A 13,908-nucleotide genomic window follows, 5' to 3' on the forward strand; every position below is an offset into this window, starting at 1 on the left:
GCGGTCGATGGTAATCAGCAGTCCGAAAACGACGAATACGCTAAATTTCAGAAATCCGAAAGCGACACCTGTCCGGAATTCGGCTGTGATGGGTTGGCCGTCTGGTTTGCTTCCGACTTCTCCGCCTTGCGTTCCTCTTTCTCCCGTCCATCTGTTTCGTTTTTCGCTTCTTCACCGACGCTCTCATCCGTTTTTTGCGTCGGATTCCTCTCGTCAACGGGCGGATCTTCCCGCCCCGACTCCGCGTTTTCCGGCGCGTCGAACCCGTCGAGGCTGGTTTGGTCGATTTCGGTAAACTGGAGGTTCGAGACGCGAACGCCGACTTTTCGAACTCGGTCGTCTTCGAACTCCGAAAGCAAATCGAGTGCGACTTCCGAAACCAGTTCGTGGTCGTCGACCGGCCCGGGAAGCGACCGTTCGCGGGTGTGTACGTCGAATGGAGGCGTGACGACTTTTACGCCGATGGTTCTGTACATGGCGTCTCGGTCGCTCGCACGCTCGGCGACGGCAGTCGCCAACGTCTCGACGCGCGACCGTTTTTCTTCGGCATCGCTCGTCGCGCTCGTAAACGCCGATTCTCGGGAGAGGCTTTTCGGGCGACCCGTCGGCGTGACCTCTCGGTCGTCGTCACCCCGCGCCCGGTGATGGAGTTCCCGCCCACGCTCGCCGAATCGGTCGTCGAGCGCACGCGGGTCTGCCTCGGCCAAGTCGCCCGCCGTTTCGATATCCATCTCGCGGAGGTTCCGGGCGGTAACCGGGCCGACGCCGTGAATTTCGGCGACATCCAACGGTGCGAGAAACTCGCGAACCGTCCCCGGTTCGACCACCACCAGGCCGTCCGGTTTGTCGTAGTCGCTGGCGATTTTCGCCGCGCTCATGTTCGGGGCGACGCCGACGCTCGCAGGGACGCCAACCTCGCGCTCGATTCGATTTTTGACGTGCCGGGCGAATCCCTCGGCGACCTTCCACGCGGTTCGGTCGGTGACGTCAAGGTAGGCTTCGTCGATGCTCACCTCGCGCACGGTGTCCGCACAATCGTGGAGAATCGCACGAACATCGTTGCTGACCGATTTGTAAAGCTCGATATCCACGGGACGATAGTAGCCTGTAGCACTGGAATCATCGTTTTTCGCTTCCGTAGTGGCTCTCCGCGGCAGTTGTTCGAGCGCCGTACCGATGGCTTGGGCGCTCTCAACGCCGTGTTCACGGGCTTCGTAGCTCGCAGTGGCGACCGCACCCTGTGATTCGCCGTCCTCATACCCCATTCCGACGACGACTGGCACCCCTTCGAGTTCGGGTTCTCGAAGGCGTTCACAGGCCGCGTAAAAACAATCCATATCGACGTGAAAGACGATACGCTCCTCGTGCTCGTCGCCGACACCGGGTAAGCGTGAACCGCCGCGGTTCGACATCGTTGAACCGTTACCACGCCAGCGGAATTAAACTGTGCAAAGCAAGGTGGAAGTGAACCATCGCGGATGCGATTGTAACGTATCCACCGATGAGACCAAAAGCACTAAATACCGTATTTTGGGCGCTCTACATGGTGTTTCGGCACGTTTATTGCGCGATGTGTGGTAGCGCCGAACGAGATGGATCACTCCGGCGAGGACGAGCCGAGCATCGATGACAGACCCAGTATTCAGGTGATCAACGCCATCGCAGAGCACGAGGAGGCGACCCCCACGGAAATCAAGCCAGTTCTCTACGATATCATCGACCCCGACGCACTCGACTCACTGTTCGAGGAGACGCAACACGGGGACTCCCGAGCGGACGGATACGTTTCGTTCCAATACGGTACGCACGAAGTGACAGTCTACAGCGACGGTCGAGTCGAAATAGTACGGGGAAGTTCTTCGGAGGCCACCGAATCGACGGGTTCGGGTCCTTCGACGTCCGAACCTCCGTCCAACGACAGCTAAACGACGGCGTGCTTCGGGGAAGGTGGCATAGTAGCGAGAACTGGACGTTTCCGGAAATGCGGCAGTCCGTATACTACGTATCAACGGTGCGTACTGTGGATGCACAACGCTCTGATTTTGATAATACTGTCCACTATTCGTCGTGATACAGTACGATTGGTCAGTGATATCAGCCAGTCGTCGATAGATATATACTCATCCCGCCTCTGGTGACGTAGTAGTAGAACTGTGGTCGAACCGCCTAGTGATAATCGTATGGGAATTGAAATCGAGGATCGCAGTGACGACAATCCTGCCGAGACGTCTTCGACGTACGTCTTCGACATTGAATCGGAAATGGCCAATGGACACACATGTGCGGGCATCGTTCGTATCCTCGCAGAGATACTAGACGCAAACCCGAACGAGATGCGACCGCTCCACGCGGTCGTGAACTGCGATGCTATCGACGCACTGTTCCGTACCCGGCGGTACGGCGAGGCGCGAGATAACGTCTCGATTACGTTCCACTACGACGTGTACGAAGTGACCGTCGATGCGAGCGGGAAAGTCGTCGTGAAGGAGTAGTCGGCGAGTTTCGTCTTTTTGTGATACAACTGCGTCCGTGAGTTCGTTGTCTATCGACCGCCATGCCGAGGAAGCCCACCTCGTTCGAGTCGAGGAAGCGACGGCGGACTGAAACCCCATCTCGATTCGGAAACAATCGAGAAGTTCTTCGGATTTTTAACCCTTGAACTGCTACACAGCGGCAGATGAGCTATCCGTGTCGGAGTACGATGCGAACGATTGGTTCCCTCCCTCCACGTCGCAGTATCCGTGCTCTCCGGGCGGTGAGCCGCCCATGATGCCATGGGGTCACGCCGCGTTCGGTTACGTCCTGTACTCGCTCTCCCACCGTCTCTGGACGCGCGCACCACCGTCCGGGCTTGCGGTAGTCGCCCTCCTTTTCGGGACGCAGTTGCCCGACCTAGTGGATAAACCCCTCTCGTGGGGACTACATCTGTTCCCGCAGGGCTACTCCATCGGACATTCCGTGTTCGTCGCAGTGCCCGTCGGTCTCCTCGTTCTCACCGCCGCGGTTCTCAAGGATCGGTCCGCGGTCGGTGCCGCGTTCACCATCGGTTACTGGTCGCACCTAGGCGGCGACGTGCTTATCCGGGTCGTCGGTCGGGACGAGACGCCGTTCGCCCCCGTCCTCTGGCCCGTCGTGACGCTTCCGCCGTACGGTCACGAGGTGTCCCTGTTCGAACGCGCGTTTCACATCATCGGCGCGTTCCTGTACTCGCTTTCGACGGAAAAACAGTTGATGGTGTTCGGCATCTACCTCGCGCCGTACATGCTCGTGTTCATCCTCTGGCTCCTCGATGGCGCGCCAATCGTTTCGGAACTCCGGCAGGCGGTTACCGGACGATAGGACAGTATCCGAACGTGGGAGACCTGTCCCCGGTTGTCGTAACTCAAACCGTTCTTTCACCATACGACACTTATCTGTCATTCCGATTCGTCGTTACAGTCATGAATCGACGAACGCTGTTCACAACGGTTGTAAGCGTGGCCGCAGTCGGGTCGGGTTGTGTAAGTAACGCCGGTTCGAAAGCAGCAGAAAATCGTGAATCTCGGGGAGTCAAGTCCCAAACGTTCACCGTTACTAATTCTAATCCGAACCCACCGTTCGACGAGAACCCCGTTGTGGAATTCGATGCAAAGAAACGTCAGGCCGTTATCACGGGAAAGATGTGGAAGGGCAACCCCTGCAAAGTCGCCGAGATGAAATCGGTCAGATACGACCCCGAAAACAGAGGTCTAACAGTCGTAGTCGGCGTTCGCCGAACGAAAGACTGGATCAAACAAATGACTGGATGTGCGGACTCCCTCGGCGCGATACGCTACGAAGTCGTGATCTCGTTCAACGACAGTCTCCCGCGAACTGTAACTGCAACCGAACGTCCTCCGAAGGATTTCAAACAGCAGACGACAACTGTGGAACATCGGAAGTGACTGCGTGGAACCGTCAGCAAAACACGTCTTCTCCCTTATTTCATCTACGTCCCGAACTACCCCGATTGCGTCAGTTCGAACGTGTAGAGGCCGGTGAACGTGTCGCTCGCGACGACCAGGTCGCGTTCCGGATTGTATGCTGCTTTCCACGCCATCGGCGGCTTGCCGAGTCGTCTGACTTGGTCGTTCACCGTGAGAGACCCCATCCCATCGTCGGTCGAATACCGATCTATCGGATGCGGATTTGTCGGGTCGGTGATATCGTACACAACGACTCCTTCGTGCCAGTCGGCGCTGACGAGAAGGGTTACGTTCCCCCACGGGACGATGGCGAAATGATGACCGGTCCAATCGAAGCGTTCGGCGTAGCTGTCGCCTTCCATGTGTTGTGCGTTCGGCGAGAGGGTAAACCCGACCGGGATGGGATTCGAAAGCGAGCCGTCCTTCCACCCGATGTCGAAGACGTGTTTTCCGCCCGGCTTACCCTGCGGTCGCTCGTCTCCGATGACCAATAAATCCCGACGAGGGTCGAAGTGGCCGTGGTGAGCCCGTCCAAACGCTTCCTTACCGGATTCTACCGTGCTATACGACTTTCGAGTATCGTAATCGAACCGGCCGACTTCGCTCGGGTTTCGTGGCTTGCTCACGTCGTAAATGATGAATCCGATGAACTGCCCCGACTGATACGCACTACAGAGTAACTCACGCTCCGAATCGACCGAAATGTCGTGACACGCGCCTTGGGGGCCGTACTGGCCGAGTTTGTGCGGGGCTGTCGGGTCGGAGATGTCGTACACATCGAACCCGTTCGTTTCCAGGCCGTAGTTCACGGTGTAGAGTACCGGCTTCGTCGGATGGGGTGTCACGTTGTGAGATTTCCCGTCCGAGATGGTTCCGACGACTTTCGGCTTCGCCGGTGACCCGGCGGAGTGTCCGTAATCCACGATTTCGAAATTTCCATCCCAGGTTTTCTCGATCGCCCGATAGTACAGCCCGTTCCGGTGGTCGAACTTGACATCCAAGTTCGGTGCGTCGTTCGAGTTGCCGAGATAGTGAACCTGTTTCGGGGTAGCTGGGTCGGTGAGGTCGACCAGATAGGTGCCGTGAACTCCCCACTTGGTTCCGACGACGGCATATTTGCCATCGTCCCGAACCGATACTTCCGAATAGCCGCCGCTAGGTGGCGATTGTGCGGACGGATGCGTCTGGCCCAGCTTGCGCAGTGTTACCTGATTCGGGTTTACGGATTCGGTTTCGGAGGTCGATTTTGTCCCTGTCGTTCCACTGTCGCGGTTGTCTATCGCACTCGAACAGCCAGCGAGAATCGTTCCAGCAAGGACAGCGCCGGAACGCTTGAGCATTCGACGACGGGTTCGTGAACCGGGCGTGGGGGTCATTGGTAATCTCTTGTGTTGGACACATGAACGACGAAGGCACCCTTTGTTATGGGCAGTCTGAATCGGATAGAAAAACAGCAGTTGCGACCTACTGTATTTTCTCGAACTGGAACCGTGTGCAACCGACATCGCATGCCCGATGCAGGGGCGAAGTCCTAGAAAAGTAACGAGCCGACGACTTCGATTCGGTTCTACACCGACCGAACTTCGATTGTGTAGTATAACCCACCGACCAACAGAATTCCGACGATATTGCCAAAGACACCGCCGAGAATCATGCCGACCGTCCACGGATAGACGTAGTCGCTCCCGCGATTCTTTGCGTCCCGGCAGACATGATAGGAAATTGTCATATGATGGCGAGTAACATTGCGATGACGGCGATTTCCATTCCGCCGGGAACAGGACCAAATAGAGGAATCATATCGTAAATTTCGATGCATCTCGATTTATCATTTGTCATTGAGGACGTTGTCTGAGCGACACGGGGACGAACGTCGAGACGTTCCGGGTCTCCTCGTTTCCCGGGCATGCGTCCCGTCTACTTCAAATTCCCCTCCGCCATCAATCGCGGCACAGGCTCCTCGCTCTGCTCGTCATCATTGCGTCGAAATAAGAATGGGGTCGGAGGGATTTGAACCCCCGATCGACTGATATCTCCGGTGCGCCTCGGAACTCCAGAGGGTCGTCAACGCGAGCGATGATCAGTCACTCGCTCGGTATATCAGCTGGAGTTTCGTCCCGGGCGCGTAGCCTCTGGAGTCAGTCGCCATCCCTGGCTTGGCCACGACCCCGCGGACTTTGATAGGTCGAAACCACCTAAAGGGGTTTCGATTTCTACTCTTCGCGTTCCTGCCAGTCGCAGTCTTGGCACTTGAAACCCGTGACGAACGCCGTCACGCTCGGCATGTAGCCGACCGTTAACACGTCACCGCCACAATCCGGACAGTTGCGGTCTGTCTCCTGGATATTGTCGGCCTCCATCACCGGCTCGCCCTCGATAATCTCGGCGAGTTTCTTCGGCGTGACCATCCGCCCTTGAACGACGCGATTTTGACTCATGCGAGAAACAGGGACGGGAAGACGGAAAAACGTTACAAGACGGCGTTCGTCAGTCGGGAGAAATCGCTTATAACCACGGACGGCGTTGGTCGCCGTCTTCCTCGCCGGGATAGCCGTAGGCCGTTTCGGCTCCGTCATCTTCGGTCGCTTCGGTGATTTCGTTGACCTCGGCGTTCTTGCCGCCGTCGGTCACCGCCGGGTTGTTCTCCGGTGCCTCCGTCTCGTCGGTCGCCGATTGTGGCTCGTCGAGAACTTCGACATCGGTGTTCACCTGCTCGCCGGGGTCGAGCGCAAGGAGGCTGGTAACCGCGAGGACTGCCAGCGGCGCGCGACCGGGAGCGAGGCCGAGTATCGACAGGGGTAGGACGCCCAGTGCAACTGCACTCCCGAATCGGAAACGGTCGATGTCCACGACATCGCGGAGCCACGGGCCGAGCAGGGCGACCGTCAGCGCGAACCCGACGCCGCTGCCTGCTGCGGCGGCGGCGTGGAGGACGCGCGTCGTGTCGATGGACGTTATCAGTTCGAACCCGGCGGGTTGGAGGCTGGCGAGCATGCCGAAGCCGATGATGACACCGGGGCTTGGCAGATATTCGCCGACTCGCGCACTGGCGGTTTTCGCAGCGATGGCCGCCATGACCAGCGCAGCGAAACGCTTGAACACGTCCATGTTCAGCGCGCTCTCGATGGTCGGGGCGAAGGCGGCCTCGACCGACGCAAGCGCGATGAGACCGACACCGACCGCGAGGACGGTCATCGCCTGCTCGCGTGGCGTGCCGTCCATCTCGGCGAGGATGACGGCGACGGTGGCACTTCCGCCGAAGACGAGGAGGCCGACTTGAATGATACCGACCGGGTCGTCCATCGCTCCGGCGAGCACCATCGCTGGGAAGATACCGTCGACGAGAGGGAGCCCCATGACGGTTGCCAGTAACTTCGTCGCGCCACCTACCTGTCGCTCTAATCGGTAGGCGATTGGATGCTGTGAGCTACTCATTGACTAGCCACGATAACCCTGACCCGTGGGCGAGGGGTGTTGGTACCTGCGATACGACCGACGATCCGAGTTCGGCCGAAGATTCAGTGCAGGTCGTTTCCCTACCAGTGTAAATGTGGAGCACATTTTCGCAAAAATTGCAATCGGAGCAAAGCAGTCGCCGCTCGTCCGACCAGCAATGCGCTCTACGATGAGACTGGTAGAGTCCATACCTGCACTTATTGTTGTTTTCTGCTTAAGTGTTGCGTGAGAGATGCCCCCATGGGGCGCGAAATAGACGCGAAAATAGCCACCCAGGCTTTGCTTTTTTGTTAGATTCGTCCAATCGGCGACTGTTTTTCAGCGCGAAATACGTTTGGGCCGTGATGAGACGGGAAATGAACACGAGTATGTACAGAAATAGAAATTTTTCCACGCAAGTGAAGCACAATCTCGCAACTCTTTTTAGGGGCCGCTACGTTCGCATTACATGGCGAACGATTCTCACAACGACGGTTCGTTTTCCGAGAAACTCCGTGTTCCAGAGGCGCTTACCTTCGATGATGTATTACTGCGCCCGAAGGAGAGCCGTGTCGAACCCGACGACGCCAACGTACAATCGCGCGTCTCGAAAAACGTCGAACTCAACGTTCCCGTACTCTCGGCGGCGATGGACACCGTCACCGAGAGCGAGATGGCAATCGAGATGGCCCGACAGGGTGGTCTCGGCGTCCTCCACCGAAACATGGATGTCGAGGAAATGGTGAACGAAGTCGAACGCGTCAAACGTGCGGACGAACTCATCATTCGCGATGTCGTGACGGCAAGCCCCGAGCAGACCGTCCGCGAGGTAGACGCGATGATGGAACGCCGAGGCGTCAGCGGCGCACCCGTCGTGGACGACGAGGGAGAAGTGCTGGGAATCATCTCCGGCACGGACATCCGCCCCTACCTCGAAGTCGGTGACAGCGACGAGGTCAGGGAGGCGATGACCGACGAGGTCATCACCGCCGATGAGTCGGTGACCGCGCGCGAGGCGCTCGAACTCATGTACGAGCACAAAATCGAGCGCGTCCCGATCGTGGACGCCGAGAACCACCTTACCGGCCTCATCACGATGCAGGGCGTCCTTCAGCGCCGGGAGTACGGCGAAGCAGTCCGTGACGAAAACGACCATCTCCGCGTCGGTGTCGCCGTCGGCCCGTTCGAAACCGACCGAGCAGTCGCTGCTGACGATGCAGGTGCGGACGTGCTGTTCATCGACTGTGCGCACGCGCACAACCTGAACGTCATCGATGGAGCACGAGAAATCAAAGAATCCGTCGACGCCGACGTCGTCGTTGGAAACATCGGTACGCAGGAAGCGGCAGAAGCGATGGTGGACTTCGCCGATGGCTTGAAAGTCGGTATCGGTCCGGGAAGCATCTGTACCACTCGCGTCGTCAGCGGCTCGGGGATGCCCCAGATTACGGCTATCTCGCAGGTCGCCGACGTTGCGACAAAACACGACGTGCCTGTCATCGCGGACGGCGGAATTCGGTACTCCGGTGACGCCATCAAGTCGATTGCGGCGGGTGCTGACGCAGTTATGCTCGGGTCGTACTTCGCAGGAACTGACGAGGCACCGGGGCGTGTCATCACCATCGAGGGCAAGAAGTACAAGCAGTACCGTGGCATGGGGAGCGTCGGCGCGATGAAAAGCGGTGACGGCGACCGCTATCTGAAAGATGAACCGCAGGACGATGAAGAGTACGTGCCGGAAGGTGTCGAGGCCGCGAAACCGTACAAAGGAACGCTCGAAAGCGAACTCCACCAACTCGTCGGCGGGATGCAGTCCGGCATGGGCTACGTCGGTGCGGAGACGATTCCAGCATTTAAAGAGCGCTCCGAATTCGTTCGCGTTTCCTCCGCGGGGCAGACCGAAGGCCACGCGCACGACGTGATGATTACGGACGAAGCGCCGAACTACAGCCCACACGAGTAGTCCTCACCATCACCGTCGTGAGTTAGTTAGACATTTTATTCTTGATAAGTTCTTGCGAGTCAATACAGACGTTTCGCCGGATTCGGGACGACCCTCCTCGTTGCCGAGGAGCGTGGACGAATCCCGTACGGAATCGAGTACGAAATGAATCGAGCCGAGTATATCGAAGGTCGAATCGACCACGACGAGAACCCCATCCACGGGAGCGCACTCAAACTGATATCGTACGACTTGCCGACGTTCGACCTCTGTCTCACCTCGCCGCCCTTCATGGCAGAGGAAGACAATCGGAATCCGTTTCGGAACTACGCCGGAGAGAGTCAGTATGACGAGTATCTCGAAAATATTGGAGACACCTTTGGCCAACTCGAAGCGTACATGGCGACCGGTTCACACGTACTGATCGACATTTCGAACCTCAAAAACGAGGGGGTACGTAACGACGTTGGCATGGACATAGCGGACGTTCTCTCGACGTGCATTCACTTCGAAGGTGAAATCGTCGTCACGTGGAAGGAAGGTGAACCGGCCGACAAAACAGGAACGTTCGGATACGGCTACGACCACAGCTACTGTCTGGTTTTTCGGAACGTGGACAATCCCGGCGACAAATCGTGACCGATACGGGTTATGAGTATTATCAAATTCTAGTTACATTTTGACAACAGATTTGGCTGGCAATAGTAATAGCTTTCTATTAAATGAATACTTACTTATAATAGATACATATGTTAATCCTAGAGAGTAGATTCTTATATGATGTATGAAATTTGAAGTGAATATTCACTTTGAGAAAACCATGACACGAAACGACGATGAAGCTGGTCTCCCCAGCTCAAAAATAAGAAGACACATATATATATATATATTAAATTCGATATTTTTGCGCTCTCGACGACAGGGGGACTCCACTCTGCTTCACGACGAGCATCCGCACAGGAAACTCGTACCAGTTACACGATTCGAGCGGGAACGAGCGAGGAAACCACGGTGTACGTTCGGGATGCAGATGCGGACGGACCGACCGTGATGGTCGTCGGAGGAATGCACGGCGACGAAGCGAACGGCTATACGGCGGCCGGGAAGATCAAAGATTGGAGTATCGACGCAGGAAAACTCGTCGTCCTTCCTGAGGCGAACAAGAACGCGATTCGGAGCACGAACCGAATTTACAACGACGGAACGGATCTCAACCGACAGTTCCCGACCGGAGAGGAACCGACGACCTCCCTCGCCCGGGAAATTTGGGATGTGGTGGTGATGGAAGATATAGACTTCCTCTTCGACCTGCACAGTTCCTACGGAATCTACAACTCCGGCGACGGCGGCGTCGGTCAGGGAATCTTCTCGACGCAAGCGGGGGGCGCGACTTCGTACCGAAAAGAGCTCGTATCGTACTTGAACGCGAACTACATCTCGAATTCGACGTACGACTACTCCGGTGCGACTAGCAGTGACGGGTCGAGTCCGATGCTCAAACACAAGGTCGGCGCGATCTCGACACAGGAGCCATCATTTACGAGACGACCCGCAAAAACGACCGACCGCTCTCCCAGCAGGTCAGAGAAACGACCGCCGCAGTACAGGAGTTCCTCCAACGGTTCGGCCTCATCACCGATACGGTGGCGTATGACCGAGACGTGATTGCAGTCAACGCGAGCGAGGATACCAACCCGAAACAGTCCGGACTGCGATTCAGTCTTACGAACACCTTCGGACAGGACGCTCGCATTACCGACCTCGAAATCACGCCGGAAAACTCCGCTATCGACCAACTGCGCGACCACTCCTACGGCGAAGGTGCATGGGTCAGCGAACTGTTCATCGCTGCCGACGTACAAAACGGAGTGACCGACATCAACAACGGGATTTCGCTCCCCGGTTCCATCGACCTCGACTGGGACGGGCACGACGAAAGCGCATCCAACAACGCGATTCTCTCGTCGGGTTCCTCGGCGACGGTGTCATTCTACCAGTCCAAGTCGAACGGTTCGCCCATCGATATGGTCGGCGAAAGGGTGGACATCACCATCGATTACACGCTTGGCGACGGCGGGAGCGGCAGTCGGACGTTTACGCTTTTGCTCTGATTCGTCAAACTCCCTGACGGTGACTGCATAGTTCGACTGAACTGCTTTTACCAAACTGCTTCAAATTCAGCGAATCCCATACGACGAGATAGCATCAGGGCGGTACGTGTACTATGTGAAGAACCTCTTTTTTAGCTGAAGTGCAGATCGCTAACGCGGTTTTGCCACTCGGGAGTCTGTTCGCAGTAAGACGGCCCGGACGCGACTATGAACTACGCCGAGACGTTCCAGTTCGCTCACTTCGCTCGCTCACGAGTTGCGACTCGTCTACTTCATATCGTTACGGACGTTTCACTCCTCATGTCCATTCGTCGTGAAAACGGGCCGGGCGCGATTTGAACACGCGACCGTCTGATTAAGAGTCAGACGCTCTGCCTAACTGAGCTACCGGCCCAACGCATTCTGAAAAAGCGTGGTGTGACGTAAATACGTTTCCTTTCAGAACGCAGTCGGCCACTTTGCGGTCGAAAAATATCCAAGACAAACCTCGATAGCCGCCCGCCCGAGTCGATGAAAATGTCGATCGACGCTCGATTCTTCGAAGTGTGTTCAGTCGTATACCCGAACCCGATGCAGTTTAGCACTCTCTGACGATATATTCACAACTTCGTCCTGTAAGCGAAACACGCCATCGGGCTGGTTTCGCGGTGGCTTCGGGAGGATTAAGTACCGCCCCGGGCAACGAACCAGTAGTAATGAGCGCCGGGATAACTATTTCTTCGATGTCTACATACGCCATTCTCGGGTGTGGAAGTGTCGGCTACGCCGTCGCGGAGGAACTCGTCGAACAGGGCAAGGAAGTTCTCATCGTAGACCGAGATACCGACCGCGTTGAGGCGCTCCGTGACCAAGACCTGAACGCGCAGACGGGAGATATCAGGGACGAATCTGTCACGGATGTCGTCGGCGACCGGGACGTTGTCCTCATTCTCTCATCGGATGTGGCCGCGAACAAGGAGGCCGTCTCGAACCTGCAATCCCGCGGCGGCGAACGATTTATCGTCGTTCGGGCAAGCGACCCCGTTTCGGCGGATGAGCTCACCGAAATGGGTGCGGACGTGGTTATCAATCCGTCCACCGTCATCGCCAACTCGGCGCTTCGGTCGCTCGAATCGGGCGAGTTGGAGTACAAAGCGCGACAGCTGTCCACGGTCATCGAAGGGACGCCGGACAGACTCGCGATTCTCACACACGACAACCCCGACCCGGACTCTATCGCCAGCGCGGCCGCCTTGCAGTCGATTGCCGAAAGCCTTGGGGTCGAGGCCGATATCCTCTATCACGGTGAAATCGGTCATCAGGAGAATCGGGCGTTCGTCAACCTCCTCGGTATCGAACTGGTTCAGCGGGACAATGTGGATATCGATGACTACGACACCTTCGCACTCGTCGACCACATGCGAGCGAGCGAACCCGAACTTGACCATCCGGTCGATATTCTCATCGACCACTACGAACCCGAGGGCGAGTACGAGGCGGAGTTCTCCGACGTTCGCCCGAACGTCAGCTCGACTTCGACCATCATGACGAAGTACGTCCAGGAGTTTGACATCAGCCTGAGCGAGGAAGTCGCGACGGCGCTCCTTTACGGAATCCGCGCGGAGACGCTGGATTTTAAACGTGACACGACCCCTGCCGACCTCACCGCGGCCGCCTACCTCTACCCCTTCGCCAACCACGACACACTCGAACAGGTCGAATCGCCGTCGATGTCCCCCGAGACGCTCGACGTGCTGGCCGAAGCCATCACCAGCCGGGACGTTCAGGGAAGCCATCTCGTCACCAACGCGGGGTTCATTCGCGACCGCGATGCCCTCACGCAGGCCGCACAACATCTGCTTAATCTGGAAGGTATTACGACGACTGCCGTCTTCGGAATCGCGGACGACACCATCTACCTCGCGGCCCGCTCGAAAGACATCCGGATGAACATCGGCAACGTTCTGCAAGACGCGTTCGAAGATATCGGCGAGGCGGCGGGTCACTCCACGCAGGCGAGCGCGGAGATTCCGCTCGGTATCTTCACCGGCATCGAATCGAACGAGAACAACCGCGACACCTTGCTGTCGCTCACAGAGGAAGCTGTCAAGAAGAAACTGTTCGACGCGATGGGCGTCGATGGCGAGACGAACGGAAACTAAACCGCGACTTCTTCTTCGTCGTCAGCGCCTTTCATCCGTTCGACCACGTCGTTGACGAGGATTATGTCGCCGACTGCACGTACCCATCGATAGGGAACGATGACGCCGCGGCCCGGTTCGATTCGGTCGCCGAACAGTTCGTCGTTGATGCCACCAAGCGCGAGACCCGTCACGGCGGTTTCGTCCAAGTTGAGGCGTACATCGTCCACTTCACCGACGAACACGCCGTTGTTGGAGTACACCTCCCGTCCGACAAGCGTCGTAATTTCCTCAGGGGTTCCGTCCATATGCACGAAGATTGTATGCGCGGGTCTTAACTCTTGGTAGACGTTTCA

17 protein-coding genes and 2 tRNA genes are annotated in these 13,908 nt (G+C 57.2%); 10 read left to right on the plus strand and 9 right to left on the minus strand.

Going from position 1 to position 13,908, the window contains the following annotated elements; translation table 11 throughout:
* Positions 1 to 47 precede the first annotated feature (47 nt).
* Positions 48 to 1,412 carry a DNA polymerase IV gene (dinB, locus tag ACN2TU_RS05170; protein WP_435153515.1) on the minus strand — a complete coding sequence of 455 codons (1,365 nt, stop codon included), beginning with the start codon at positions 1,410 to 1,412 and terminating at the stop codon, positions 48 to 50.
* Between the two features lie 180 nt (positions 1,413 to 1,592).
* On the opposite strand from dinB, the gene ACN2TU_RS05175 reads away from it, so the two are divergent.
* The 4 genes from ACN2TU_RS05175 (at position 1,593) to ACN2TU_RS05190 (ending at position 3,923) form a co-directional block, all read left to right on the plus strand.
* Entirely contained in the window at positions 1,593 to 1,925 is a 333-nt protein-coding gene (locus tag ACN2TU_RS05175; protein WP_435153516.1) for a HalOD1 output domain-containing protein, read from the plus strand.
* Between the two features lie 255 nt (positions 1,926 to 2,180).
* The gene (locus ACN2TU_RS05180) at positions 2,181 to 2,492 is read left to right on the plus strand and encodes a HalOD1 output domain-containing protein (protein ID WP_435153518.1); all 312 of its coding nucleotides are present in this window, start codon (positions 2,181 to 2,183) and stop codon (positions 2,490 to 2,492) included.
* 274 nt (positions 2,493 to 2,766) lie between these two features.
* A complete protein-coding gene (locus ACN2TU_RS05185; RefSeq protein ID WP_435153520.1) occupies positions 2,767 to 3,339 on the plus strand; it encodes a metal-dependent hydrolase in 573 nt (190 codons plus the stop codon).
* Positions 3,340 to 3,440: 101 nt separating this feature from the next.
* A complete protein-coding gene (locus ACN2TU_RS05190) occupies positions 3,441 to 3,923 on the plus strand; it encodes a hypothetical protein (RefSeq protein ID WP_435153522.1) in 483 nt (160 codons plus the stop codon).
* Between the two features lie 56 nt (positions 3,924 to 3,979).
* Here ACN2TU_RS05190 and ACN2TU_RS05195 read toward each other — a convergent pair whose 3' ends face one another.
* The 6 genes from ACN2TU_RS05195 to ACN2TU_RS26940 all read right to left on the minus strand — a co-directional run bounded on the left by ACN2TU_RS05195 (position 3,980) and on the right by ACN2TU_RS26940 (position 7,589).
* Entirely contained in the window at positions 3,980 to 5,284 is a 1,305-nt protein-coding gene (locus ACN2TU_RS05195) for an LVIVD repeat-containing protein (RefSeq protein WP_435153524.1), read from the minus strand.
* Positions 5,285 to 5,511: 227 nt separating this feature from the next.
* Positions 5,512 to 5,673, minus strand: a complete 162-nt coding sequence (locus ACN2TU_RS05200; RefSeq protein ID WP_435153526.1) for a hypothetical protein — start codon at positions 5,671 to 5,673, stop codon at positions 5,512 to 5,514.
* Between the two features lie 266 nt (positions 5,674 to 5,939).
* Positions 5,940 to 6,114: transfer RNA gene (locus ACN2TU_RS05205), tRNA-Trp, on the minus strand.
* Positions 6,115 to 6,157: 43 nt separating this feature from the next.
* Positions 6,158 to 6,382, minus strand: coding sequence for a DUF5795 family protein (locus tag ACN2TU_RS05210; RefSeq protein ID WP_435153527.1), 225 nt, complete (start codon positions 6,380 to 6,382; stop codon positions 6,158 to 6,160).
* 67 nt (positions 6,383 to 6,449) lie between these two features.
* A complete protein-coding gene (locus ACN2TU_RS05215) occupies positions 6,450 to 7,379 on the minus strand; it encodes a DUF5794 domain-containing protein (RefSeq protein WP_435153529.1) in 930 nt (309 codons plus the stop codon).
* Positions 7,380 to 7,382: 3 nt separating this feature from the next.
* Positions 7,383 to 7,589: a DUF8099 family protein gene (locus ACN2TU_RS26940; RefSeq protein ID WP_472850199.1), complete on the minus strand. Its 207-nt coding sequence runs from the start codon at positions 7,587 to 7,589 to the stop codon at positions 7,383 to 7,385.
* A gap of 259 nt (positions 7,590 to 7,848) precedes the next feature.
* On the opposite strand from ACN2TU_RS26940, the gene guaB reads away from it, so the two are divergent.
* The 5 genes from guaB (at position 7,849) to ACN2TU_RS05240 (ending at position 11,771) form a co-directional block, all read left to right on the plus strand.
* Positions 7,849 to 9,342, plus strand: a complete 1,494-nt coding sequence (guaB, locus tag ACN2TU_RS05220) for an IMP dehydrogenase (RefSeq protein ID WP_435153531.1) — start codon at positions 7,849 to 7,851, stop codon at positions 9,340 to 9,342.
* Between the two features lie 144 nt (positions 9,343 to 9,486).
* Positions 9,487 to 9,960: a DNA methyltransferase gene (locus tag ACN2TU_RS05225; protein ID WP_435153533.1), complete on the plus strand. Its 474-nt coding sequence runs from the start codon at positions 9,487 to 9,489 to the stop codon at positions 9,958 to 9,960.
* Positions 9,961 to 10,332: 372 nt separating this feature from the next.
* Positions 10,333 to 10,986, plus strand: coding sequence for a succinylglutamate desuccinylase/aspartoacylase family protein (locus ACN2TU_RS05230; RefSeq protein WP_435153535.1), 654 nt, complete (start codon positions 10,333 to 10,335; stop codon positions 10,984 to 10,986).
* Positions 10,965 to 11,432: a hypothetical protein gene (locus tag ACN2TU_RS05235; RefSeq protein WP_435153537.1), complete on the plus strand. Its 468-nt coding sequence runs from the start codon at positions 10,965 to 10,967 to the stop codon at positions 11,430 to 11,432. Before ACN2TU_RS05230 ends, ACN2TU_RS05235 begins: the two co-directional genes overlap by 22 nt.
* A 207-nt stretch (positions 11,433 to 11,639) precedes the next feature.
* Positions 11,640 to 11,771 carry a hypothetical protein gene (locus ACN2TU_RS05240; RefSeq protein ID WP_435153538.1) on the plus strand — a complete coding sequence of 44 codons (132 nt, stop codon included), beginning with the start codon at positions 11,640 to 11,642 and terminating at the stop codon, positions 11,769 to 11,771.
* On the opposite strand, the gene ACN2TU_RS05245 is transcribed toward ACN2TU_RS05240, so the two are convergent.
* A tRNA-Lys gene (locus tag ACN2TU_RS05245) sits at positions 11,753 to 11,826 on the minus strand. The two genes, ACN2TU_RS05240 and ACN2TU_RS05245, sit on opposite strands and share 19 nt — an antisense overlap.
* A 301-nt stretch (positions 11,827 to 12,127) precedes the next feature.
* Here ACN2TU_RS05245 and ACN2TU_RS05250 point away from each other — a divergent pair.
* A complete protein-coding gene (locus ACN2TU_RS05250; protein ID WP_435153540.1) occupies positions 12,128 to 13,573 on the plus strand; it encodes a DHH family phosphoesterase in 1,446 nt (481 codons plus the stop codon).
* On the opposite strand, the gene ACN2TU_RS05255 is transcribed toward ACN2TU_RS05250, so the two are convergent.
* A complete protein-coding gene (locus ACN2TU_RS05255; protein ID WP_435153541.1) occupies positions 13,570 to 13,860 on the minus strand; it encodes a PRC-barrel domain-containing protein in 291 nt (96 codons plus the stop codon). The two genes, ACN2TU_RS05250 and ACN2TU_RS05255, sit on opposite strands and share 4 nt — an antisense overlap.
* Between the last annotated feature and the right edge of the window lie 48 nt (positions 13,861 to 13,908).

Source organism: Haladaptatus marinus (assembly GCF_051194195.1).

Coding starts and splice junctions, on each gene's coding strand:
- ACN2TU_RS05195 (WP_435153524.1), bottom strand. CDS start 5,284: ATGCTCAAGCGTTCCGGCGCTGTCCTTGCTGGAACGATTCTCGCTGGC.
- ACN2TU_RS05225 (WP_435153533.1), top strand. CDS start 9,487: ATGAATCGAGCCGAGTATATCGAAGGTCGAATCGACCACGACGAGAAC.
- ACN2TU_RS05190 (WP_435153522.1), top strand. CDS start 3,441: ATGAATCGACGAACGCTGTTCACAACGGTTGTAAGCGTGGCCGCAGTC.
- dinB (WP_435153515.1), bottom strand. CDS start 1,412: ATGTCGAACCGCGGCGGTTCACGCTTACCCGGTGTCGGCGACGAGCAC.
- ACN2TU_RS05185 (WP_435153520.1), top strand. CDS start 2,767: ATGATGCCATGGGGTCACGCCGCGTTCGGTTACGTCCTGTACTCGCTC.
- ACN2TU_RS05210 (WP_435153527.1), bottom strand. CDS start 6,382: ATGAGTCAAAATCGCGTCGTTCAAGGGCGGATGGTCACGCCGAAGAAA.
- ACN2TU_RS26940 (WP_472850199.1), bottom strand. CDS start 7,589: ATGGACTCTACCAGTCTCATCGTAGAGCGCATTGCTGGTCGGACGAGC.
- ACN2TU_RS05175 (WP_435153516.1), top strand. CDS start 1,593: ATGGATCACTCCGGCGAGGACGAGCCGAGCATCGATGACAGACCCAGT.
- ACN2TU_RS05250 (WP_435153540.1), top strand. CDS start 12,128: ATGAGCGCCGGGATAACTATTTCTTCGATGTCTACATACGCCATTCTC.
- ACN2TU_RS05240 (WP_435153538.1), top strand. CDS start 11,640: ATGAACTACGCCGAGACGTTCCAGTTCGCTCACTTCGCTCGCTCACGA.
- ACN2TU_RS05200 (WP_435153526.1), bottom strand. CDS start 5,673: ATGACAATTTCCTATCATGTCTGCCGGGACGCAAAGAATCGCGGGAGC.
- ACN2TU_RS05180 (WP_435153518.1), top strand. CDS start 2,181: ATGGGAATTGAAATCGAGGATCGCAGTGACGACAATCCTGCCGAGACG.
- ACN2TU_RS05255 (WP_435153541.1), bottom strand. CDS start 13,860: ATGGACGGAACCCCTGAGGAAATTACGACGCTTGTCGGACGGGAGGTG.
- guaB (WP_435153531.1), top strand. CDS start 7,849: ATGGCGAACGATTCTCACAACGACGGTTCGTTTTCCGAGAAACTCCGT.
- ACN2TU_RS05215 (WP_435153529.1), bottom strand. CDS start 7,379: ATGAGTAGCTCACAGCATCCAATCGCCTACCGATTAGAGCGACAGGTA.